Source organism: Lysinibacillus odysseyi 34hs-1 = NBRC 100172 (genome assembly GCF_001591965.1).
Taxonomy (GTDB): domain Bacteria; phylum Bacillota; class Bacilli; order Bacillales_A; family Planococcaceae; genus Lysinibacillus_B; species Lysinibacillus_B odysseyi.
This window is the reverse complement of sequence record NZ_BCVX01000021.1, coordinates 1-23,889: the sequence shown is the minus strand read 5'-3', so window position 1 is coordinate 23,889 and position 23,889 is coordinate 1. Positions and strand designations below refer to the sequence as shown.

Genomic DNA, 23,889 nt, shown 5'->3' with positions numbered 1-23,889 from the left:
TACGCACCCTCTTCCTGACTATAAACCAATTATTATTTTGATATGTACAAAATTTTTCATATCCTTTTGAAAAGGCAGACAAAACGGTCTGCTTTTTTTGTTGTCTTTCCTATATGATGATAGTAAAGGGAGGATGGATAGAATGAACAATAGCAAAGAAATTATTCAACAGACAGAGCAATTCGGAGCAAACAACTACCACCCGCTGCCGATTGTGATCTCAGAAGCATTAGGTGTATGGGTGTATGATCCAGAAGGCAATAAATATATGGATATGTTATCGGCTTATTCAGCTGTCAACCAGGGCCACCGCCACGCTAAAATTATTGAGGCATTGAAAGCACAGGCCGACCGTGTCACGCTTACATCCCGCGCATTCCATTCCGATCAGCTTGGACCATGGTATGAAAAAGTAGGGAACTTGACTAATAAAGATATGGTTCTGCCAATGAATACAGGTGCCGAAGCTGTGGAAACAGCAATAAAAACAGCTCGCAAATGGGCTTATGAGGTGAAAGGCATTAAGGGAGATGCCGAGATTATCTGCTGTACGGGCAACTTCCATGGCCGTACAATGGCAGCTATTTCGATGTCATCAGAAAAAGACTACCAGCAAGGGTTTGCCCCTCTTTTACCTGGTTTTACGCTTGTGCCGTATGGAGATATAACAGCAATTCAAGAGGCAATAACAGAAAACACGGCAGCTGTCATTTTGGAGCCTATTCAAGGTGAAGCAGGCATCGTAATTCCTCCGGATGGCTTTTTACAGAAAGTGCAAGCTGTATGCCGGGAGAAAAATGTACTGTTTATTGCAGATGAAATTCAGACTGGTCTTGCTCGCACCGGCCGTATGTTTGCCTGTGATTGGGAAGATGTAGTACCGGATATGTATATTTTGGGGAAGGCTCTGGGCGGCGGTGTAATGCCTATCTCCTGTGTAGCAGCAAACAGCGATATACTCGGTGTATTCACGCCTGGTACACACGGCTCCACTTTCGGTGGAAATCCATTAGCCTGTGCCGTATCAATTGCTGCGCTGGATGTCATTATTGACGATAATCTAGCGAAGCGATCCGCTGAACTTGGCGTTTACTTTATGGAAAAGCTTCGCGAGATTCAAAATCCCGTTATTAAAGAAATACGGGGACGTGGCTTATTTATTGGTATGGAGCTGTATGAGTCTGCCCGCCCGTACTGTGAAAAATTGATGGAGCTTGGTTTACTGTGTAAGGAAACCCATGATACAGTCATTCGGTTTGCCCCTCCTCTTATTATTTCCCGTGATGAGCTGGACTGGGCCATCAAACAAATCAAGCAGGCTTTCACAGAATAATATATAGTATATAACCTTCAAGCCCCGGACCATCCCGGGGCTTTTTCATTGGCAGCACTCTCCATACAAAAAATAAAGGGTACACTTGGGGCAATAGTGGGTAATATAAAACATCTGAAGAATACTGGTGGGCGTTGATCTCCTTCCATCATGACCTTTCTATTTTCTGCGAGGAAGTAGTAGGATAAAATGATGAAAAGCAAGTGAAAGGAGATTTTCCGATGAAGACCATCTATGTAACCGGATATCGTGCACACGAGCTGGGTATCTTTAATGATAAGCACCCGGGTATTCCTGTCATCAAAAAGGCTCTATATAATCATCTTTATTCTTTGTGCGATGAAGGGCTGGAATGGGTTGTAATCAGCGGTCAACTTGGGGTGGAAGGATGGACAGCAGAAACGGTACTCGAATTGAAAGAACATTTCCCCCGCCTAAAATACTCCGTTATTACACCTTTTTTAGAACAAGAGAAAAACTGGAGCGACCAAAAACAGGCGCAATATGCACGTATTATAGAAAATGCTGATTTTGTCACAAGCATAACAAAGCGCCCCTATGAAGCACCTTGGCAGTTTATTGAGAAAGATAAGTTCATCATTAACAATACAGACGGCATGCTTCTTCTATACGATGAGGATAATGAAGGGTCTCCAAAGTATGTACTCAACCTTGTCACAAAGTATATGGAAAACAATGAATATGAGCTGTTGCGTATTAATGCCTATGATCTACAGGTAGTAGCAGAGGAAATGCAGCGTAAAGATTGGTAAATGACATGCTGTCTTTTCCTATAAAAAGATATTCTTTTATACGGTCAAATGTTTACTGATTGCGTTTTCGTTGTTTGCTGTCATCGACATGTACCAGGTTAGCTTTTCCACCATTTAAGAGGGGTTGATGTTAATGATCCAAATTGACATGATTACAGAACCAAAACCAATCAACATTTCTCATCATACGTATAAGCGCGAATGCCGTTACACCCGGGGAGTGCATATTTCACTTGAAGACTTTCAACAGATTATCAACAGCATGTGTTCAGATACCAGAATCTATTTTGACTTTCATAACTCAGCCAAACAGCTAAAAAGCGGGGAATACTTTAACGGACATGCCGGCCTGGCCCGTCAAATTGACAGTTATTACAGAACGATGAAAAATACAGAAATTGTAGGCATAAACAATGGTTTGGATTTTTACGTAAAGATTATTTAATACTTCCCGAGGAAATAGAAAAGAAATCATACCATTGGTACGTAATGCGCCTCCCCCCTATCGATAACGATTGTTACTCTACATCAATGAAAAATGCCACTGCACAGGTATATTCACATCCCCGCAGTGGCACATTTTTTTCTATCCAATTAGCCTTTTTGAATCGTAATTGTCCATGCAGCTTCGCCGACCTGTTCGAAGTTCGTTACTTCATGCCCTGCTTCTGCTGCCCAGCGAGGAATGGATTCAGTTCCCTGTGTACAGTCAAACTCTACTACCAGTTCGTCGCCTGTATTAATTTCCTCGATTGCCTGCTTTGCTTCTATTAAAGGAAATGGACAAACCATTCCCATTACTTCTAGTTTTTTTTGCATAATTATTCTCTCCTTACATTAATTTAAGCCGTTACCGCTTCTGAACGGGCAGCCTGTGCTTTTTTCCGCGGACGGACAAATACAAAATAAGAAGCCGTCCATGTACCCAAAATCATAAATACAAGGGAAATCCATCCTGACCAAGTCATCATCGCTGTCATTACGAGACCATTCCCGATCGAGCAACCACCTGCCAAGCTAGCCCCGAAGCCCATCATTAAGCCTCCTGAAAAACTATTAAGGCCTGTTTTTACATCCGGCATGCGGAAACGAAATTCTCCAGACATTTTCGCCGCGAACATTGAACCAAAGAAAACCCCTAATACAAGGAAGACACCCCAGTTTACGAAGCTTATATCACCTGTTACAAGGAACTGTAAAATATTAGCTGAAGGAGTTGTAATACCTAAACCGCCCATACGTCCAGTTGCTACTGATAATGGCCAGGCTAATGTTGCGATTACTCCAATCAAGGTAGCTGTAACAAATGGGTTCCAGCGTTTTTCAAAAAGAACATGGGCTAATCCCGTTTTCTTCGGTTTCAAAGAGGGAATTTTCACTTTTGGTTTTTTTAACTCGCGATAAACGATGAAGGCTACAATCACTACTAAAATAGCAATCAGTATCCAAGGGCTCACCCCGAATGTCGCTGCCATAGAGTTGTTGCCGACTTCATAGGATTTAAGTTTCGTATCAATCGGCGCTAACGGACCTGTACGCATCATGGCAGCTACGAGCATATACCCTGCAAGCGCCATCCAGCTGCCAACCAGCCCTTCACCAGCACGATACCATGTACCTGTCGCACATCCTCCCGCAAAGATAATGCCAATACCAAATATGAAGGAACCTGCAATGACAGCAAGTAAAGATATAGTACCTGTCGTAAATTCAAAAACACCTAAACTAATCAATGTATATACACCAACGCTTTGAACAGCAATCGCAATTAATAGCGCATAGAACATGCGATTATCTTTTGCGATATACATGTCACGGAAGCCGCCTGTTAAGCAGAAACGGCCTCGTTGCATGACAAACCCTAATAAAGCGCCGCATAACAAACCTGTTAAAAGACCAAATGACATTGTTACGTAACCTCCTACTATTCCTCAGTAATTTTATAGGTTTATAATACATTAAACACTTCATCATAGCAAATTATTTGTTTACCTATAACTTTACTAGGTTTATGTGAATAAAGTAAATGTATTTTTCTTTCTATAATTAGGAATAAAACCACCATTATAGATTGTCTGCCCTCTTTAGCGTTTGATTTTACCGGTTATTTTTTGGATATAAAAAAACCCATACAGGCTATTTATAATGAATAATGCGCAATTAAATGTTCTATAGTCACGCAGCTTAACGTATATCTTTCATTGAACGATATATCAAAAAATTTTGATGGCCTTTTTCGTCAAAGATTTTTTCTTAAAATTATTGTTCACTTATCATTGACTTTATAAATGAGAAAGATTATCATTTTCATTGTAGTGATCAATAATTTAAATTCTCATTCCGAAACATGTCCCCCCAGAATTTGTTTCGGACCTCCCTTATTATTTTCATATGAAATAGGACTCCCTCAAAAACTGTTTGGGGGATTTCTATTTGCCGTATCCCTGATGAGCTGAGGTTCAATCCTTTTTATTCCCTCTGCTTCTGCGTTATAATAACAGCACTTCCCCTAATTACCCTATAAGTATAATGGGTTTTAATGGAGGAAATGAAAATAATTATTTCTTTACGTTTGTTATGTTTCTGTTTTGGGGAACATCAACTACATAATACATATTAAAAAAAGGAGCGAATAAAATGGAATTTCGTATTGAAAAGGATACAATGGGTGAAATTCAAGTACAGGCGGACAAATTATGGAAAGCTCAGACACAGCGAAGCTTGGAAAACTTTAAAATCGGAACTGAAAAAATGCCAATTGAAATCATTCGTGCATTTGCCATCTTAAAAAAATCAGCCGCAATCGCGAACCAAAAACTTGGTAAACTATCAGATGCTAAAACAAACGCGATTGTGCAGGCTGCCGACGAGGTACTAGAAGGTAAATGGAATGATCAGTTCCCACTTGTCGTATGGCAGACTGGTTCTGGTACACAGTCAAACATGAACGTGAATGAGGTATTATCATTCCGCGGTAACCAGATTCTAGAGGAACAGGGTAGCGAAGAACGTATCCATCCAAATGATGATGTAAATAAATCTCAAAGTTCCAATGATACATTCCCGACAGCCCTTCATGTAGCAGCTGTCCTGGCAGTGGAAGACTATTTATTACCGAAGCTGAATGTGTTAAAGACAACATTAAAAGAAAAGTCAGAGGCGTTCAACGATATTATTAAAATCGGACGTACCCATCTTCAAGATGCGACTCCACTTACACTCGGCCAGGAAATTTCAGGCTGGCATCATATGCTTGTAAAATCAGAGAAAATGATCCAGTTGACAACTGAATTCATGAAAGAGCTTGCGATTGGTGGTACAGCTGTAGGTACAGGAATTAATGCCCATCCGAAATTCGGTGAAATGGTAGCTGCAGAAATTACCGGTCTAACAGGTAAGCAGTTTGTAACGGCTGAAAATAAATTCCATGCTTTAACATCGCATGATGAAATAACGACAGCCCATGGTGCATTGAAAGCATTGGCCGCGGATCTCATGAAAATTGCTAATGATGTGCGCTGGCTGGCATCTGGTCCCCGCTCAGGTATCGGAGAAATTACGATTCCAGAAAATGAACCAGGTTCTTCTATCATGCCGGGGAAAGTTAACCCAACTCAATCGGAAGCAATGACGATGGTTGCCTGCCAAGTGTTCGGCAATGATGCGGCAATTGGCTTTGCTGCATCCCAAGGGAATTTCGAGCTTAATGTATTTAAGCCAGTCATAATTTATAATTTCCTGCAATCTGTACGTTTACTAGCTGATGCTATGCAATCGTTTAACGACAATTGCGCTGTAGGCATTGAGCCAAACCAGGAAGTGTTGGATGCGAACTTACGTAATTCTTTAATGCTCGTAACGGCATTAAATCCTTATATCGGTTATGAAAACGCAGCTGCTATTGCGAAAAAGGCCCATAAAGAAGGGACAACGCTGAAAGAAGCAGCAATTGCGAGCGGTTTATTGACAGAGGAGCAATTTGACGAATATGTAGATCCCGCAACAATGATTTATCCTAACGCTGAATAACCGTATTTTCTAATGAGGAAAACCGGTGGAGATTCTCTCCACCGGTTTTTCTATTTTCAAGCTATTTCCCTTTTAACGATAAATATTATATTCCTTCATTTCATTTGCCAGCAATACGGTCATCTTCGCTAATTCTGCATATGTCATTTCCTGCTGCGGATTTGCTTGATTATTCTCAGCATTCAGTAGGCCCATTGCGTATGCCAGTGCTACATAACCACGCTTATCTGAAGACACTTTCGCTGCGTCCGTATATCCTAACTGATAAATATCCCCATGCTTTGCAGCAGCCTCTAGGTTCAGCATTCTTACCGCCCATTTTGCCACTTCTTCGCGGGAAAGCTTAGCATCTGCCTTGAGCCCTTTATCAGATTCATCTAAAATACCGATTGCTACGGCTGCCATCATGAGTGGATACAGTTCATCAGTAGGCTGTATATTGTCGAAGAACTTCGATTCCAGCTCTCCTTGTGGATAATAATCATAGGAGTACGTGAGTGATTTCATTAATACCTTTAGTGCTTCCCCCTTTGAAATAGCAGCATCCGGATTAAAGTTTTCGTCAACTTCTAAAGCCCCCATACGGATAAGATGGTTCAGTTCCTGTGCTGCTGTAGGATGCTCAACCGCTGGATATTCTTCTTTCTCATTACTAGAAAGCCATTTTCCCGTTTTTGCATCAATCATACTATAGCTGTTTTCCTTAAACAGCGGCTGATAAATAAGGCTGTAATGCTCGTCATTACCAACATTCGGTATGTTCATGTATTGTAGTTGCAGAGATAGACTCTCCTTCAGCTGCTTTGTTGCCTCTTCCTTTGACACGACATCTGCCACGGTCGGCCATTTGACGTCACTGTACGTCATAATAGAAAGCCCGAGTAAATCCCCTGCTGCTCCAATATTCACCGTAATTTGATCGCCTTCCACTGCCAAACCATTTACAATACGTGGGAAAGAGAAGTAGTAGCTGTCGTTATGCTCGAAATAATGCGCTTCGGCTACCGGCATAGCGTATTCATTTGCATAAGAAGGTGCCCATTTTTTTATAGAGTCGACAGCTTGTTGAAGAGCATCCTTCTGTGATAATGTTCCCTTCTTCTGATCCTCCTTCATTTGCGCCGCCAAATCATACTTGATATTGTAGTATTCTATAATTTCACCTGTTGCTTTATCAATCGATAATGTCGTCCCTATATTTTCACCTGCATACTCATAATTATACTGGATCATATATACCTGCTTACCTGTATAACTAGTCGTTTCATAAATAGAATCAATCGTTAATGTAACCCCCGGAATCTCCGTTTGGAGGAATGAAAGTGCCAGCTGCTCTGCTTGATCCTCCGTTATGTCCGGCTGTCTAGGCGGTAAAGGCTGTGGAGCGATCGGTGTAATCTTTTGCTCTTTCGGTAAAGATGCAGATAGCCCGTCTAATGTCACCCAATCTCCCGATACCGCATGGACACCAGAGACAATCTGGCTGCTTGGCCGGTACACAAGCTTGGCCTCTGCCCCTCCTGTATGGTAATTTGGTGTCAATAAATAGAAGAGCTGCGCTTCTATTGCATCTTGTACTTTCGTTTGGACAGCAGTAGTATCTTGCTTTTTAGACGCATCATCATATGTGAAATTCCCTTTTTTCGTTCCGGAATTATAGAAGGCAATTAACTGGCCATCCCCTTGAACTGTTACCTGTAGATAGCGGTCTGCTACCGGAATATCCCCTTCTGCCTTTCGGTAGGTAAACGTATATTGCACTGGCTGTGTCAAATTGCTTGGTGTATAAATATCATCTGTGGTGGAAAGTTGATATCCGGCGGCCGATGCCAGTTGTTTGACCATCTTGTCTGCAATTTTTTGCGCCTCGCTTTCGGAAACCTTTGCTGGGAAGAATGCCTCTTTCGTTTCCGGCGGCTGGTAGTAGAAATGTTCAAGCTGCAGATCTGCTCCCGCAAAAATCAGATTGCCATATACATATTGATCCTTCAATTGTTTGGAAAAGCTCAGTTCATAACGCACCGTTGAATCTCCAGGATAGGAATAACCCGTATTCATATAGAAATCCTTCTCAGTCAAATTGGAAAACTCTGTCGGAAACAGTTCCTTCATACGATTGATCAAATCTTGCTTTGTTACCTTCGCGTTTGTCTGCGCTACCTGGATCGGCAGCCTCTCCATACGCTCGTCCACTGTTGTTGCACTAGCAACTGGCGCCAATAAACCGATAGACAATGCTGTCGCCGATAATAATACGCTTGCCTTCTTCAATACAACCATTTCTTCTCCCCCTATTTGTGCAAATAAAAAACTTCCTGTTCCAACATACGCAAGTAGAGGGCGAAACTTTCTAAAATATTCTATTTTCTTTTTTCTCTCTAAATTTCTGCTATAAATAGGCCCCTTTCCCTAGCTGGCGGCTGCCTGCTCATAGTAAAAGAGCAGCTCCCCTTATAGTTCCTATAAAAAATGCCCATGCAATAAGCATAGGCATTCCTTCATTTATTTTTCTAATGGCCGCACTTGGAGTGTTGGCAGCTTATTTTCCAGCTCATCCCGTAAATATTCATATTGCGGCGGCAGCATCAGCTGCTCTCCTAGTATTTCCGGATTTTCATCAACCGTAAAGCCCGGCGGATCTGTCGCGATTTCAAACAAAATCCCTCCCGGTTCAGGGAAATAGATGGCATTAAAATAGTTTCGGTCTTTCACCTCTGTTGCATGAAGGCCATGCTGTATGACATGTTCCTGCCATTGGAGATGCTCCGAATCATCTTTTGCGCGCCAAGCAATATGGTGAACAGTACCCGGTCCTGTTGCTCCGCGGCGCCCCGGAACTGTTTTTAGGTCAATGATATTCCCGATAGCTGCTGGCGACTTGAAGCGGATATAATCGCCTTCACGCGACACAAGCTCCAGGCCCATAACCTGCGTCAATACATCTGCGGTCTGCTGGGGGCTGCTTGAATACAATGTCGCCCCGGCGAACCCCTTAATAGCAACTTCCGGTGAAACACCCCCAAAGGTCCATTCGCTTTGTTTACCTTCTGCCCGTTCTACAAGCTCAATATGGAGGCCATGCGGGTCGTCCAATTGAATGTATAATTCACCGAAACGCTCTACCTTCAGAAAAGGTACACCAAAACGCTCTAGACGCTCCTGCCAGAAAGGAAGTGCACCATCAGGCACCGCATAGGAGGTAACACCTACCTGGCCGTCTCCAATACGACCACGGAAAGCTGTCGGCCATGGAAAAAATGTCATAATCGTTCCCGGTGTCCCCGCTTCATCTCCAAAATATAGATGATAGGTACCTGGGTCATCAAAGTTGATAGTTTTCTTTACAAGGCGCATTCCTAATATACCTGCATAAAAGTCTACGTTTTCCTGGGGATTCCCGACAATGGCGGAAATATGGTGAATACCTGCTGTTCTCATCTGAACTCCTCCTATATAAACGTTACAAATTCGTTCACCGGTTTTCGGTAGCCGCGCAGATTGTGGCTTTCCTCTTTTTCTTTTCCTACAGCGATCATGAGAACAATTTCATGGGTCGGTGGGATATGAAGTATCTCACGTACCTGCTGCTGATCAAAGCCGATCATTGGACATGTATCCCAGCCTCGGTTTTTGGCTGCCAGCATAAAGAGCATAGCGGATAATGAGGCATTTCTAACAGCCTCCTCTTTCATAAATTCCTCGCCGCGTTCCTCATAAAACAATGTATTATCCTTTACTAACTGCTCCAGCTGGCAATCATTGATCATGCCGAGATTCTTCATTCCCTCATTCAGCTTTTCAGTCTTTTTGAAGGCATACCGGTCAGACGTTACAATAATGACTGCTGAAGAAGAATGAACCTTATATTGCCCATAAGCTGCTTTTCGCAGTTGCTCTTTTACATCAGGATTCAATACCGTAATGTATTCGGTATGCTGCAAATTGAAAGCTGATGGAGCAAGCTTTACATCATTGAAAATAGGCCTTAAATCTTGCTCTGTTATTACAATTCCCTTTATAAAATTATTGGCCGAACGCCGCTTTTCTATTAGCTTTTCAAAATCCATCCCCTAAAACCCCTTTATCTCGAAAATATTTATCTCGAATTCAAGATAAATATATCACCAACACCTAATTTTGTCAAACAGAGGGAATGCTTCCTTCTTCCTCCCTTAATTTATCAATATAACCTTAAAAATAAGAAGTACACTATAGTATAAAAAGCGAATGTAAGGCACTTCCACCTTTACACTCGCTTTTATCTAAAAATAGTTAATTAGTTTCTTACCCTTAACGTAAAAGCATAAATGGCATTGCCCTTTATATCTGATTCAAAGGTTGTCTTGTAAAGATATGTGTAGCTTCCTTCCTGTTCAGGTGCCAAGAAGGTCTCCTGATTGACTGGTACTGGAGTTAATTCTTCCTTTGTTATTAGGAAAAGCTCGATTGCATCGGGAAACGGTACTTCTGTAGCAGGATCTGCATCAATTTGGAATATTATTTCCTTACCTGGAGAAACAGCAGAAATTTTTCTTCCATCTGACGCAGCTTCTGCCTCCTCCCATGTATATGTTAACTCGGTACGACATTCCTCTGGCTGCTCGTTCCAGCAATAGCTAAGTAATGTAGGTAAGATGGATGTCTCATTCGCCCCTATATATAAGTCTATCCTGCGCGGCCTTTCATTTGATTCATAAACAGAACGTGTGTCTACTGCTGTCTCGACATTGCCTCCTGCCTCTTTCTCTACCTCTTCTAACGGCGCTTCCTGGCAGCCGAACAGCAATATGCTCAGAAAGAATAAGCCTGCTATTTTTTTCATGTCAAGCCCCCTCTAATTTACAAATATTATAATAATAAATTATAATATAAACAATAAATTTAATATATGTAAAATAAAGGTTTTTATCTAGCTATTAAGCGAATATAAATAAAGCTCTTTGATAAGGTTGCCCTACCTATGGTTCAGAACGTATGAAGAAGATGTCACTCTCATAAAAATCTTAAAGGGAAAAATATAATAATTATCCGGAGCGGGGGATGTAAATGATTCACTTATTACGTTTAGAATGGCTCAAAATAAGGCGTGCCCGATTTACATATGTTCTGCTATTTTTATTACTTCTTACGGTTGCTGGTTATTTCTTTTACATTGATACAAAAGAAACGAAGCTACATGAGGCCGAAGCGTATGTCCTATCGAATGTTGAAACTTCTATGGGATTCGTTGAATCAACAACAGAGGAAATTGAACAGAATGGTGGTACAGACCCAAACCTTGAAGAGGTCCTTGTCAATGCCGAAAGACAATACGAAGCTTTCTTCTTAATGAACGAGGGGCTTGAGAAGAAAGACTGGTCATTGTATTGGCAGGGGGAGCTGCTGAATAATTCCTGGCAGGAGGAATCAAAGGAAGAACAATTAAAGGAAGTATTAAAAAGCTATCTTTGGCCAACCCCTTTTACTGTTTTTACGATGATGGACAAAATGAGATGGATGGAAAAGCGTTCTATACAGCCTATTTTCCCTACTTCAAGCCATACATGGCGTACTCTCTATGATGAACAGTTTGATGATCCAATCGCAGAAGAAATCGTAACTTCTTCATCGGGCGTCTATTCCTCCTCCGGGTTTTATTTCGTTTATCACCTATTTAACTACGGCTTTGGATTTTTTGGCCTCTTTTTCGTCTTATTCTTTTTTGCAGATATTTTGACGAAAGAAGGTCTCGACGGAAACGGCCCTATCCAATTACTGCGTACCCAGCCAATCAGCAGAATGAAATTTTGGATTTCTAAAGCTGTTGCCAGTATGGGAGGCTCAATACTTCTCATTGGCTTTACTGCCACTATTAGTCTTGTGCTCGGAAGCATGTTTAATCGTTTAGGAGATTGGAACTATCCTATTCTTATTTACGGTCCTGAGCGTACGTATTCATTTTTGACATTAACATCTTTTTTAGGAAAGTCCCTTATCCTATTCAGCCTTGTTTTAGCACTCAGCTTTACTTGCCTGTTTTTATTTTCCATATTGGCCAACCGCACTTTATTAGGGATTGGATTAACTGTTGTATTCCTTGTCATCGGCCAGCTGCTGACAGACCAATCCATGTTGCTCAATTGGTCACATTGGCTGCCTTTCCACTATATAAATGTCTATCCGATTGTAGACGGAACATATGCAGTCCAGTATGAAAATGAGAACTATACCTATTTGCAGGCCATCTTATCCTTATCGCTGAGCACTGGTATATTGCTGGCAATGACGTATCTGGCCGGAAGATTGAAAAAAGGAGTGAAGGTATGATTATCGACGTGCAAGGATTAAAAAAGAGATATAAGGAACAAGAGGTCTTGAAAAATATTACATTTCAAATTGATGAACCTAAAATTGTGGCCCTTGTCGGCCCCAACGGTTCTGGTAAAACAACGATGATGAACTGCTTAATGAACCTGCTCCCTTTTCAAGAAGGCGAAGTCACGATTTTAGGAAAGAACCATAAGGACCCTACCCTGTTTTATGAAGTTTCTTACCTTCAGGATAACCGAGTATTATATGGAGACTTAACGGGGGAAGATCATCTGAAATTTATATGCAATGTCCAAAAGCTTCCTGTAAAAAAAGCGAAGGAGACCGCTGAAGCAATCGGCATGGCCCATTATGTGAAAAAACGGGTACGAAGCTATTCCCTGGGGATGAAACAGCACCTATTGCTTGCAATGGCAGTATTAAATAATCCGAAATTAGTATTATTAGATGAACCAATTAACGGTTTAGATCCAACAAGCGCTATTCATATGCGTAATATATTGATGGATTTATATACAAAAGGTACAACAGTAATAATTTCCTCACATAACTTAGATGAGATTGATAAGATGACTAATACGATTTATTTCATGAAGGATGGAGAAATTTTAGAGGAGTCATTAGCAGATTTGAATATTCCTCATTATTCGCTTACGGTTTCGGATACGGCTAAAGCAATGGAGCATTTTACTCTTGCAGGGCTTCCTGTGGGACTGGAGCATGGGGATTTGACCTTTAGCGAAACCTCCTATCCTTTACAAACAGCGATTGATATATGTAATCAAAATGGCATTCAAATCCATCAGATCGAAAACCGGAAGATTGGAGCGGAAAAAAGATACATGGAGCTATTTGAAAGCGAGCTGAAACCATGACACTCTTTTTATTCGAGCTAAAAAAAATCATTTTTAGCAGACGTTTTCAATATCTATCTGCTATCATTTTACTTCTTATCGGCGCTCTTTATGTACGTAATATTCTCTTTCAGGATCTACTCATTAAGGAGCAACAAAAACAGGTAGATATTTCTACACGAGAAGTTCAAAGTCATTTAAGAGCTTTTGTTCTACAGCAGGAAAAAGATTCTGAAAACATGATTCTATCAGAACGTATAACCCATCTTAGTACTGCTTTAGATGCCCTATATGAATGGAAACCATTATTGCAATCAGAAAACTGGCAAGCACGTCTCCAAACAGAAAATACCTTTTTAACAGCTTTACTTTCCTATAAGGAAACCGGCGGAGAGTTTTCATTAAGTACTCCAGAAATGGAGCGAACTTTAGCATGGAATGATCAACTGCTGCGGCAAGGGATTGAGCCTTCTCCAGAGAACTATGGCACCAGTCTGCCAAATTTTATGAAACAGATAACAGACATCTATGTAAATATAGGAGCCATTGTCCTTCTTTTATTGCTTATCGGTGACTTATTAACAATAGAGTTTGAACAAGGAAGCATTCGATTCTTATACACCCAGCCTGTAAAAAAATCCGCTATTCTTCATGCCAAATCATTGACAGCCATAACTATTTACCTTTTTGTAACTGCTGCTATTTTCATTTTCACATGGCTGCTTGGTCTTACAATTGGAAAGCCGGGTTCATTTTCTTATCCGGTTATGATCGATAAGGAGGATAGCTTTACATTCATCCCCATTTTCCAATATATACAGTGGAGCCTGTCCGGTACTTCCTGCATAATTTTACTGGTCATTCCGCTTTGTATGCTCATAAGCCTCTATGCTAAGAATGCTATTATTACCTTGCTATCTGTTATGGTCATAATAATCGGTGGTTATTTTTCGATGCAAGCTGTTTCATGGAGCGGGCAACCTTGGATTGATCCTTTCCACCTCTTGTTTACAGGACGTACTATTCAAACAATCAGCGGTCTTTGGATTTATAGTGTTCCTATCACATTGCTGCTTGCCCTTCTTATCTATTTATTTGCCTTGCTAAAAATGAAAAGAACTGTTGATATAAGTTAATTTGCTGCTATTTATAAATATTTTATTATTACGGGATGCACTGATAAAAAAGAGGGAAACCACTCTCTGCTGTAAAATTTCCTGCTTTATGTATATCAATCTCACCATCCAGCGCTCGATTCAAACAAAATCGTCCTAAAAACACATCAAGGCGCTGCTCGTATTACCAATGCTTGAGCAGCGCCTTTAATCAAATGTGTCTTGATCGTCGTACATTTCAATTGTTTTTCCCAACTATTGTGCCTCCTGTAAGATCGTTTTATTGTTCTCAAGAAGCTGAATCATCGACTGAAGAATCTTTTCCTCCGATCTAGGTGATGAATTAACTTCTTTCGCAATAATGCGTTTCAAATCTAAAATTGTCTGAACTTCGAGCATGTGCTTTTCAGCTAATTTGAAAGCCTGCTCTAACTGACCGGTCACCATAGGCAACTCTCCTTTTCAAATGTATTCCTTATTATTATATCAAATTTTCTGAAGAGAATTCACATAAATTTGCCCCAAAACAGTGTAATTTTTCAGAAAACTTTAAAAAACCATTCTACTACATGGTTTTTCATGCTTGTTACCTATCCACAGTTTCTACTGTAGGAAATAGTTTGTGTTTGTTTTATTATATGGCAATAAGGAACATACGGTTCTTTTTGTATTTATTTCAAATTAATAAATCCTCCCGATTCACAAATGACCTTATAAAAAAGAAAGCTCCTCAGTTCGAGGAGCTCCACCAATTTATTCTTTTACAATTTCCGCTTGGCCGACTGCATGCATCTTTGTCTCTACATGCGATTTGCCAATCATATTAAAAACAATATTCAGTACAATCGCAGTGACCGATCCTGTCACAATGCCGTTTGCAAACAGGATGGATAAGCTGTCAGGAAGCGCTTGGAATACTTGTGGTACAACGGATACACCAACGCCAAGTCCAACTGCGCAAGCCACAATTAAGGCATTCTCCATCGATTTTATGATCTCCGGTGCCAGCATTTTCATTCCCTGTGTAATCACTGTTCCAAACATCGCAATCATCGCAGCTCCTAAGACAGGTGTCGGGATAATTTGTGTCAGTGCTGCAGCTTTTGGTAAAAAACCAAGTACAACAAGCATCGTCCCTGTAATAAAAATCACTTTTCGTTCCTTTACACCCGTAATTTGCACAAGACCGACATTTTGGGAGTATGTCGTATAAGGGAACGCATTGAAAATACCGCCGATAATGGAGGCAAGTCCTTCTGCACGATAGCCTCTTGCCAAATCTTTTGAATTCAGCGGTTTTTTACAAATATCACCTAGTGCATAATAGACGCCTGTAGATTCGACAAGCGATACGATAGCTACAAGTGTCATCGTAATGATTGGTTCAATATGGAACTCAGGCTTACCGAAGTAGAACGGCTGCACCATATGAAACCAGGACGCTTCCTTCACTGGAGCGAAGCTGACAATACCCATCACCATGCCCAAAACCGTACCGACGATAAGGCCCATCAAGATAGCGATGGCACGCATGAAGCCTTTTGTAAAACGGTAGATAACGACGATCGTCACTAACGTAATAAATCCTAAAAGTAGATTTGTCGAAGAACCAAAATCAGCAGCAGTTGCATCTCCGCCGCCCATATTAGTCATTGCTGTCGGTAATAGCGAAATCCCAATGATTGTCACGACACAGCCTGTAACGACAGGCGGGAAAAAACGTACCAGTTTACCGAAGAAGCCTGAAATTAACACAATTACAATGCCCGAAACGATAATTGCACCATAGATGGAGCCTATACTTTTCGATGTCCCAATCGTAATGATTGGTGTTAACGCCGTAAATGTACAGCCCAGAACAACCGGAAGCCCGATTCCAACAAATTTGCCGCTCCATACTTGCAGGAGTGTAGCAACTCCGCACATTAAAATATCGATAGCTACAAGATAAGTCATCTGCTCTGTATTGAATCCAATAGCACCACCGATAATAAGAGGGACTAAAATTGCTCCTGCATACATTGCCAGTAAGTGCTGAACGCCAAATGTAACTGCTTTTGCGTTATTCATTAGAATTCACCGTCTTCGAAAAATTCGACCTTGCCATTTGCTAATGATTTAATGCGAGCTAAAGACTCGATACGAATACCTTGCTTACGCAGCTGCTTGCCCCCGTCCTGGAATCCTTTTTCTATGACAATCCCTACACCAACGACATGTGCGCCTGCCTGCTCTGCGATATCAAGCAACCCCTTCACTGCTTCGCCATTAGCAAGGAAATCATCGATAATAATTACGCTGTCTTCAGGAGATAAGAAGTTTTTAGATACAGAAATTTCATTCGTTTCATTTTTAGTAAATGAGTGCACCTTTGAAGAATATAGGTTGTCCGTCAATGTAAGAGACTTACGCTTACGGGCAAAAACAACCGGTGCGCCAATTGTCAGCCCTAAAAATGTAGCAGGTGCTATTCCTGATGATTCAATCGTCAATACCTTTGTAATAACTTCATCAGCATAGCGGTCTGCCAATTCATCCCCTATCTCCTTCATTAAAAGTGGATCGATCTGATGGTTAAGGAATGAATCGACCTTTAATACAGTGTCCGATAAAACGTTGCCTTCTTTTTCGATTTTCTCTTTTAAAAGCTTCACAGTATGGAGCTCCTCCTCTATTTTCATCTTCACCTATATAATAGCCGTTTTGGCATTTGCCCGATTTTTGCAGTTACGGACCTTTAAAGAAATAAAAAACTCGAAAGCCCGCCTCCAGAAGGAAACAAGTCTTTCGAGCATACGCCAAAAGAAATACAAACAAAAGCGGTGCTGGCACTCGCATTTCACTAGTAAAACCTGCTCCTCATAGTCGACAAATTTACGGTCAGTCGGTAGAAACTTGCGGGCCTTATTCCCGCTATTATATGAGTAAAGATATATCACGATTTTTTAAGAATGTCACAATTATAATCACCTTATTTTTGAAATGCAATGGTCTCAACAATAATAAAATGATTTTGATTATTCGGAATTCAGCGAGACCCTACATTACAATCAACGGGAATGTTCGTCTTTGAACAGCAGATTACTTATAATAGGAGTTCTTTTATACGATCCTTCAACACACTGAACGCTTCACCCTTCTTGCCGTAATAGCTTAAATTACGACAGGCCATTACCTTTACCCTTCTTCCCTCAGCAAGCTCCCATTCTGCAAAAACGCCTGCCTCTTCTAAATCCTGCACTTTTTCTGTTTGCGGAAAATCTAGCAGTGCGTCTCCAAATTGCTGGCGGAATTGTTTTACAGCGTCTGAACCATGGAGAATAAGAAACTCCGGTTGAAACTCCTCTAGTGTTTCCTGAAAGACGTGAAACCCCTTTTTATAATCTCTAGGTGAGTCTTTGCTGCATCTTTTAAGTTCCTTAGATGAGTCCGCCATGAATGCCGACACATTCACATGTACAGCTGTTTCCCCACATGTTTCCTTCAGCCATTGGATGAAGGCAGCTGTACCTTTATTCTCACGCGATTGCGCCTGTTCGCCATAGAAAGCTTCCCACAGCTCAGCATCTAATAGAGATTCGATATATTCTTCCTGCTCATCCTCGCTCACTTGTATGAAAGGGTGAGGAAAAGACCCCACTACAAAAATGCGGGCTTTATATGGATTGCCATCTACGAGGAATGGACGAAAAGCAACTTGTCCTTCTTCCGACAGCATCCATTTCGTTATTTTTCTCTTTAATCCATTTGATACACCCATTTTTCACCTTCTCACCCCCGAAAGCTTATCCTTTATAAACCGTATGGCAGCAGTCGGGAAACATTTTTTCTATTTTCTTATCTTATCATATTCTCTATGCTTTCTGCCTCTTACTAGAAGAGATGTCCCTTGTAACAATAGGTCTAGTTGATACGGAGATAGCAAAACCGGCACTTTTTGTTCTGGGATGAGCAAAAAATGCCGGTTTGATTAATTTTTATAAGCTCTTCTTTTGAAAAATGCAAATTTTTCTGTATGTTCCAGAAAGAAGGCTTTCTTTTTATTATTTATAATCCAGCTCACACTGATCAAGTGGGACAATTTTTGTTTTATGCTTCATTTTATAGCCAATCCACAAGGCTGCAAATAATGGCAGACCGATATACGATACAAGAACGCCGTACCAGTCAATAGAGCCGCCCATAAATGCTGTATAGTTCTGCCCAAGTACAACAATCATACAGATGGCAAATGCAAACAATGGTCCAAACGGATAAAGCGGTGCTACATACGGAAGATCACGTAAATCACGTCCTTGAGCTACGTAAGCTTTACGGAAGCGATAATGGCTGATCGCAATACCAAGCCATGCAATAAAGCCAGACATACCGGAGGCGTTTAACAGCCAAATGTAGACTACCCCGTCTCCAAAGAAGGAAGCAAGGAAGGATAAAGAACCTACAGCAAGTGTAGCAATCAATGCATATACCGGAATGCCGCGCGTGTTCACCCGGGCAAATAATTTTGGCGCCTTGCCATCTACCGCAAGCTGGAACAACATCCGGCTCGCTGCATAAAGCCCAGAGTTACCGGCAGAAAACATCGCGGTTAAAATAATGGCATTCATAACAGAAGCTGCAAAGGCTACGCCCAGATTTTCAAATACAATGGTAAAAGGACTCATAGCAATATCATCAGATAAAAGACGCTCATCTGTATAAGGAATAAGAAGCCCGATTGCCCCGATTGCAAAAATATAAAATAACAAGATACGCCAGAATACTGAACGGACAGCCTTCGGTATATTTTTACCCGGATCGTCTGTTTCTCCAGCAGTTACACCAAGCATTTCCGTTCCTTGGAACGAGAAGCCCGCTGCCAGGAAGATCCCAAACATTGCCATAAGGCCGCCATTAAACGGTGCATCCTTCACAAAGAAGTTCGAAAATCCGACTGGATCATTCCCTCCTAGAATACCGAAAATCATAAGGAATGAAACGATAACAAAGATGATCACTGTTACAACTTTAATCATCGCAAACCAATATTCGCTTTCTCCATACGCTTTAACTGATAGTAGGTTAAATGTCAGTACAACAGCAATAAATAAGATAGTCCACAGCAGCGATGAACTGTCTGGGAACCAGTACTTCATAATAAGGGAAACGGCTGAAATTTCAGCAGCAATTGTAATAGCCCAGTTGTACCAATAGTTCCATCCCAATGCAAAACCAAGTGCCGGATCGACAAAGCGTGTTGCGTACGTACTAAACGAGCCGGATGTCGGCATGAATGCAGCCATTTCACCGAGACTTGTCATTAAGAAATATACCATAACCCCAATTAGCGCATAGGCCAGTAAGGCACCACCCGGACCAGCTGACGATATAGCCGACCCCGAAGCCAAAAAAAGCCCTGTTCCAATTGTGCCACCTAATGAAATCATCGTCACATGACGACTTTTTAAGCTTCTTTTCAGCTCAGGCTTGTTGCCAAGCTGATCTATTTTTATTTCACTCATTTTTCAAACTCCTCAACTTTTTTGTTGATGGTATTTCGGTAATGAGGCTTGAGCATTTTCAGATATGGCCCTTCCTGAGACCATTTAAACAAAAAGGCCGCCATAAAAAGTTATGACGGCACCAAAATACCCCATCAACTTGAAACGATAGCTCACCCGCCGCAGCGGCAGTTCTGTCCCTATTCGAGTACAGCCCCAGCATAGCACTTGAAGAGAAGTACTATACTTCGGCAACCATTCCTTTTATATAGCTTCACAGATTCTCCCTATCTCCGCTATACTAGTCATAATGGTTGCGACCTCTACCTCATTTTCCCATGAGGCATCATCTATTAAACTTAAATATGTAAAGAGTCTATCATAGCATTTTTTTGTTATCAATGATTTTCACTTATTCAGTTTTTTCTAACATTTCTAACTTTTATATCAATCAGAAAAGGAGTTGGCATTATGAAAGATATGTCTCACCAAAAAAGCAAAAAAATACAACTCGATAGTAAAGTACTTCTATTTGTTGCATCTATTGTCCTATTAGCAACGACCTTGCGTACCCCATTAACACTTGTAGGGCCCATTATTTCCTTTATTCGCGATGATTTAGGAATCTCAAATGTATTGGGTGGTTTTCTCACAACAATTCCGCTTCTTGCTTTCGCTGTCGTGTCCCCATTTGCCCCACGCATCGCAAGAAAGTTTGGAATGGAATGGACACTCTTTTACTCCGTTCTGCTGTTAAGCGCAGGGATTCTTCTGCGTTCCTTTGGCACAATTACATTCCTGCTCATTGGTACGATTCTTATCGGGGTGGCAATTTCCTTTGGCAATGTGCTGATTCCAAGCTTCTTTAAAATGCGTTATCCGCTTCACATCGGTTTATTAACGGGTATTTATACTGTCTCAATGAATTTGTCTGCCGGCATCGGCGCGGGTGTCAGCTATCCCATCGCAGAGGCGAGCAACTGGCAAATCGCTTTAGCTTCGGGTCTTGTAGTAGCAGTGGCTGCTCTTATTTTTTGGATTCCTCAGTTACGGGGAGAAAAGGTATCATTAGGGGAAAGTTCTTCAGACAGTAAGGGATGGTCTTCTTTCATCCGCTCCCCGATTGCGATTGCCGTTATGCTGGCAATGGGGCTGCAGTCCTTTTTCTTCTATACAACGGCAGCGTGGATACCGGAAATTTATATTGCGCAGGGAATTGATGCAAGCAAGGCTGGCTGGCTTTTCTCAGTCTTACAGTTCTTCCAAATTCCGATGACCTTCCTGACACCGATTTTAGCCGGGAAGATGGCTAATCAGCGTCCTATTGTAGTTGTCTTTACAGTCTTTTATTTAATTGGCTTTACAGGAGTCTTAATGGAATGGACGGATTATGCTATTGTTTGGATGATCTGCCTTGGCTTTGCAGGAGGTTCTTCCTTTAGCCTTGCGATGATGTTCTTTACACTACGGACAAAGACCGCCTATGCAGCAGCTGAGCTTTCCGGCTTTGCCCAGTCAATTGGCTATTTGTTGGCCGCTGTTGGCCCAATCGGCTTTGGCCTCCTGAAAGATATAACAGGAAGCTGGTTCATACCGAACGTTATTTTTGTTATTACTGCCATTATTTTGTTCATCTCAGCATATATTGCAGGGAATAACCGAATAATCGACAATTGATGCAAACATACGTACTTATTTTATGATATAATGGCGTATTATATCTAAAGGAGAAAAGTATGTTTCGGAAACGTCGAAGAAAGAGAAAAAAACGCGCTCCATACTTGCAGTTGTTACCATTTTTGATTGCGGGAGGTATTGGCTGGTACTATATAAGAACCCTTGAAGGGATTGCTGGCGGAATTGGCGTCTATGTGTTTGTAGGAATTGCCTTTAAGTTCTGGCAGTATTGGCGAGAATCTGCACGCCTTCGAAAAGCTGATATTGCCGAAGTGGATCGAATGTCAGGCGAGGAGTTTGAACGTTTCCTAGGTGAATTATTTAAACGCCGCGGTTTTAAAGTCTCGTACACTGCAAAAAGTGGCGATTACGGAGCCGACCTTATTTTAAAAGATGGACAAGATGTAATTGCCGTACAGGCAAAGCGTTATTCCGGCTCTGTCGGTGTCAAGGCAGTACAGGAAATTATCGGTGCTGTAAAGATGTATGACGCTACGGAAGCATGGGTTGTCACTAACAGCTATTTCACAAAGCAAGCCATTAAGCTGGCAGATATCAATGATGTGTATTTAGTGGACAGAAAAGAATTAATTGATATGATTTTGGATAAATAGCTCTCCGATGGGAGGGCTATTTATTTTTGTTCCTAAAAGAAAGCAGGCCCTATTCATTTGAAAAAGATTCCCTATAGCAGGCAGATATATCAAGCTTTAAAAACATCTGTTTTTTTGAAATATTACCTAATTGATTAAACATAAATCACTGTATTTTCACCTGATATGTATCAGTATTTCCATTCATAGAAATACTGAGGAAAACCTTCAAGGAGGATTTCGATGCCATCCTTACTTTCACGTATAGACTATGCTATAACACTTTTCCAAGCTGCGGAATATGAAGAAGCAAAAATCTTATTTGGACGGCTCTTCAAATTGTATAAAAGAGAAAACCATATTGAAAATATGAAGCTTTGCTTGTATCATCTTGCCTGTATCGCTTATATACAGGGGGAAAGGCAAAATTTTTATGAACTCTCTTCTCTTTATCAAGCATGTATACTGAATAAAGAAGATGTTCTTCAGGATATAGAATATTACATGTTACGAGGACTTGAAGGATTATCTTTTCATCATTATGGAGAAGCGATTCATGCATTCTCATATGCTATAGCGCTTGCGGAGAAAAGGAGGCTTACAGAGCATAAAATATTATCTCTTCTCTATATCCAAAAATGCCATCTTCTTCTCGGTCACACGGAGCTCACACTCAAAATAAGCAATGAGTTATGGACAACCTACCAGGAAGAAATTCAGTCGGATACCGTCCAATTTTTTTATTATCATTTAAACCGGGCTGATACGCTTTATGCCTTGGCACATCTAGAAGAAATGTCCGAGCTGCTAAAGGCTTGTGAGACCCATAAAGATCTCCAAGCTGTACCACAAGTGTACGCCAAGACACTTGTGACACGAGCCAAGTTCCATATGGCTAAAAAGAAAAACCGTCTAGCATTGTCAGCTCTAAAAAAAGCGGTAGAAATCGCTGAAAGCCGGGAAGACCCTATTTTACAGAGTGAAGTATATGAGCTGTTAATCGAGAATTATGAGCGCCGTGGCAAACCAAAGAAGGCGCTCCATTATGCGAAAAAACGGTTGGCTCTTCATACAAAAATGATGAAAGCGCTGTAGATATTATATGGAATTCGGAGAAATTCGGACTATAAAGTATTAAAAAGAACCGTTGATTAAGCTAAAGTTGCTTTGCATTATTAATTTTCCAGCATTAAATTTTTATAGGCGAGAATGCAGAGTCATCTTTTATTTGGAGCAGGAACTAGGACTAGCATAATAACTACTCTTTCATTTCGTTTTTCATGCAAAAAAAGCATGCAGCGATTGCTGCATGCTTAAGATGACCCGTACGGGATTCGAACCCGTGTTACCGCCGTGAAAGGGCGGTGTCTTAACCACTTGACCAACGGGCCATAATTCTGAAGTTAGGACTCGTATCTACGACCAACCTGTTAACAGCGGTTGCTCTACCACTGAGCTACTTCGGAATAAAATATATGGTGGGCCTAAATGGACTCGAACCATCGACCTCACGCTTATCAGGCGTGCGCTCTAACCAGCTGAGCTATAGGCCCATTCAATGAAATGGAGCGGGTGATGGGAATCGAACCCACGACATCAGCTTGGAAGGCTGAGGTTTTACCATTAAACTACACCCGCAGATAAGATGGTGGGTCAGGACGGAATCGAACCGCCGACACTTAGAGCTTCAATCTAATGCTCTACCAACTGAGCTACTGACCCTTTA

At 41.2% G+C, this 23,889-nt stretch carries 21 protein-coding genes, 4 tRNA genes and 2 riboswitches; of the genes, 10 read left to right on the top strand and 15 right to left on the bottom strand.

Annotated features, from left to right (window positions below):
- Positions 1–142: 142 nt before the first annotated feature.
- From BOD01S_RS22005 to BOD01S_RS21995, 3 genes are all read left to right on the top strand, one after another.
- Complete coding sequence (locus BOD01S_RS22005; protein ID WP_088321779.1) at positions 143–1,333, top strand: ornithine--oxo-acid transaminase; 1,191 nt, start codon at positions 143–145, stop codon at positions 1,331–1,333.
- 221 nt (positions 1,334–1,554) lie between these two features.
- Positions 1,555–2,106, top strand: a complete 552-nt coding sequence (locus tag BOD01S_RS22000; protein ID WP_036150444.1) for a DUF1273 domain-containing protein — start codon at positions 1,555–1,557, stop codon at positions 2,104–2,106.
- A gap of 133 nt (positions 2,107–2,239) precedes the next feature.
- On the top strand, positions 2,240–2,551 hold the full coding sequence (locus BOD01S_RS21995; RefSeq protein WP_036150453.1) for a hypothetical protein: 312 nt from the start codon (positions 2,240–2,242) through the stop codon (positions 2,549–2,551).
- A 149-nt stretch (positions 2,552–2,700) separates the two neighbouring features.
- Here BOD01S_RS21995 and BOD01S_RS21990 read toward each other — a convergent pair whose 3' ends face one another.
- The gene (locus BOD01S_RS21990) at positions 2,701–2,925 is read right to left on the bottom strand and encodes a sulfurtransferase TusA family protein (protein ID WP_036150443.1); all 225 of its coding nucleotides are present in this window, start codon (positions 2,923–2,925) and stop codon (positions 2,701–2,703) included.
- A 23-nt stretch (positions 2,926–2,948) separates the two neighbouring features.
- Complete coding sequence (locus BOD01S_RS21985) at positions 2,949–4,013, bottom strand: YeeE/YedE family protein (RefSeq protein ID WP_036150442.1); 1,065 nt, start codon at positions 4,011–4,013, stop codon at positions 2,949–2,951.
- 730 nt (positions 4,014–4,743) lie between these two features.
- On the opposite strand from BOD01S_RS21985, the gene fumC reads away from it, so the two are divergent.
- Complete coding sequence (fumC, locus tag BOD01S_RS21980) at positions 4,744–6,135, top strand: class II fumarate hydratase (RefSeq protein ID WP_036150441.1); 1,392 nt, start codon at positions 4,744–4,746, stop codon at positions 6,133–6,135.
- A 72-nt stretch (positions 6,136–6,207) separates the two neighbouring features.
- Here fumC and BOD01S_RS21975 read toward each other — a convergent pair whose 3' ends face one another.
- The 4 genes from BOD01S_RS21975 to BOD01S_RS21960 all read right to left on the bottom strand — a co-directional run bounded on the left by BOD01S_RS21975 (position 6,208) and on the right by BOD01S_RS21960 (position 10,957).
- Positions 6,208–8,415, bottom strand: a complete 2,208-nt coding sequence (locus tag BOD01S_RS21975; RefSeq protein WP_036150440.1) for a YcdB/YcdC domain-containing protein — start codon at positions 8,413–8,415, stop codon at positions 6,208–6,210.
- A 222-nt stretch (positions 8,416–8,637) separates the two neighbouring features.
- A complete protein-coding gene (locus BOD01S_RS21970) occupies positions 8,638–9,573 on the bottom strand; it encodes a ring-cleaving dioxygenase (RefSeq protein ID WP_036150439.1) in 936 nt (311 codons plus the stop codon).
- Between the two features lie 11 nt (positions 9,574–9,584).
- Entirely contained in the window at positions 9,585–10,202 is a 618-nt protein-coding gene (locus BOD01S_RS21965; protein ID WP_036150438.1) for a nitroreductase family protein, read from the bottom strand.
- Positions 10,203–10,411: 209 nt separating this feature from the next.
- The gene (locus tag BOD01S_RS21960) at positions 10,412–10,957 is read right to left on the bottom strand and encodes a hypothetical protein (RefSeq protein ID WP_036150437.1); all 546 of its coding nucleotides are present in this window, start codon (positions 10,955–10,957) and stop codon (positions 10,412–10,414) included.
- A gap of 224 nt (positions 10,958–11,181) precedes the next feature.
- Between BOD01S_RS21960 and BOD01S_RS21955 the strand changes: the two genes are divergently transcribed.
- Genes BOD01S_RS21955 through BOD01S_RS21945 form a run of 3 tightly spaced genes read left to right on the top strand, consistent with a single transcriptional unit; the run spans position 11,182 to position 14,434 of the window.
- On the top strand, positions 11,182–12,441 hold the full coding sequence (locus BOD01S_RS21955; protein WP_036150436.1) for an ABC transporter permease: 1,260 nt from the start codon (positions 11,182–11,184) through the stop codon (positions 12,439–12,441).
- On the top strand, positions 12,438–13,319 hold the full coding sequence (locus tag BOD01S_RS21950) for an ABC transporter ATP-binding protein (RefSeq protein ID WP_036150435.1): 882 nt from the start codon (positions 12,438–12,440) through the stop codon (positions 13,317–13,319). Before BOD01S_RS21955 ends, BOD01S_RS21950 begins: the two co-directional genes overlap by 4 nt.
- Complete coding sequence (locus BOD01S_RS21945; RefSeq protein ID WP_036150434.1) at positions 13,316–14,434, top strand: ABC transporter permease; 1,119 nt, start codon at positions 13,316–13,318, stop codon at positions 14,432–14,434. Before BOD01S_RS21950 ends, BOD01S_RS21945 begins: the two co-directional genes overlap by 4 nt.
- Before the next feature lie 234 nt (positions 14,435–14,668).
- On the opposite strand, the gene BOD01S_RS21940 is transcribed toward BOD01S_RS21945, so the two are convergent.
- From BOD01S_RS21940 to BOD01S_RS21920, 5 genes are all read right to left on the bottom strand, one after another.
- Positions 14,669–14,860: a hypothetical protein gene (locus tag BOD01S_RS21940; protein ID WP_036150433.1), complete on the bottom strand. Its 192-nt coding sequence runs from the start codon at positions 14,858–14,860 to the stop codon at positions 14,669–14,671.
- Between the two features lie 306 nt (positions 14,861–15,166).
- Positions 15,167–16,483 (bottom strand): nucleobase:cation symporter-2 family protein, encoded by a 1,317-nt coding sequence (locus BOD01S_RS21935; protein WP_036150432.1) that lies wholly within the window; start codon positions 16,481–16,483, stop codon positions 15,167–15,169.
- Complete coding sequence (locus BOD01S_RS21930; RefSeq protein ID WP_036150431.1) at positions 16,483–17,067, bottom strand: xanthine phosphoribosyltransferase; 585 nt, start codon at positions 17,065–17,067, stop codon at positions 16,483–16,485. The genes BOD01S_RS21935 and BOD01S_RS21930 overlap by 1 nt, the downstream gene beginning before the upstream one ends.
- A gap of 188 nt (positions 17,068–17,255) precedes the next feature.
- Positions 17,256–17,357: riboswitch (purine riboswitch) on the bottom strand.
- Between the two features lie 141 nt (positions 17,358–17,498).
- Positions 17,499–18,173 carry a hypothetical protein gene (locus BOD01S_RS21925; protein ID WP_036150430.1) on the bottom strand — a complete coding sequence of 225 codons (675 nt, stop codon included), beginning with the start codon at positions 18,171–18,173 and terminating at the stop codon, positions 17,499–17,501.
- Positions 18,174–18,456: 283 nt separating this feature from the next.
- Positions 18,457–19,914, bottom strand: a complete 1,458-nt coding sequence (locus BOD01S_RS21920) for an amino acid permease (RefSeq protein ID WP_036150429.1) — start codon at positions 19,912–19,914, stop codon at positions 18,457–18,459.
- Positions 19,915–20,054: 140 nt separating this feature from the next.
- A riboswitch (Lysine riboswitch) is annotated at positions 20,055–20,227 on the bottom strand.
- A gap of 137 nt (positions 20,228–20,364) precedes the next feature.
- Between BOD01S_RS21920 and BOD01S_RS21915 the strand changes: the two genes are divergently transcribed.
- The 3 genes from BOD01S_RS21915 to BOD01S_RS21905 all read left to right on the top strand — a co-directional run bounded on the left by BOD01S_RS21915 (position 20,365) and on the right by BOD01S_RS21905 (position 23,258).
- Positions 20,365–21,570, top strand: a complete 1,206-nt coding sequence (locus BOD01S_RS21915) for a CynX/NimT family MFS transporter (protein WP_036150428.1) — start codon at positions 20,365–20,367, stop codon at positions 21,568–21,570.
- Between the two features lie 59 nt (positions 21,571–21,629).
- Entirely contained in the window at positions 21,630–22,184 is a 555-nt protein-coding gene (locus tag BOD01S_RS21910; RefSeq protein WP_036150427.1) for a restriction endonuclease, read from the top strand.
- A 222-nt stretch (positions 22,185–22,406) separates the two neighbouring features.
- A complete protein-coding gene (locus tag BOD01S_RS21905) occupies positions 22,407–23,258 on the top strand; it encodes a hypothetical protein (RefSeq protein ID WP_036150426.1) in 852 nt (283 codons plus the stop codon).
- A gap of 224 nt (positions 23,259–23,482) precedes the next feature.
- Here the strand turns inward: BOD01S_RS21905 and BOD01S_RS21900 are convergent.
- The 4 genes from BOD01S_RS21900 to BOD01S_RS21880 all read right to left on the bottom strand — a co-directional run bounded on the left by BOD01S_RS21900 (position 23,483) and on the right by BOD01S_RS21880 (position 23,885).
- Positions 23,483–23,554 (bottom strand) — tRNA-Glu (locus tag BOD01S_RS21900).
- Between the two features lie 85 nt (positions 23,555–23,639).
- Positions 23,640–23,716 (bottom strand) — tRNA-Ile (locus tag BOD01S_RS21890).
- A gap of 11 nt (positions 23,717–23,727) precedes the next feature.
- Positions 23,728–23,801: transfer RNA gene (locus BOD01S_RS21885), tRNA-Gly, on the bottom strand.
- Between the two features lie 8 nt (positions 23,802–23,809).
- Positions 23,810–23,885: transfer RNA gene (locus BOD01S_RS21880), tRNA-Phe, on the bottom strand.
- Positions 23,886–23,889 lie beyond the last annotated feature (4 nt).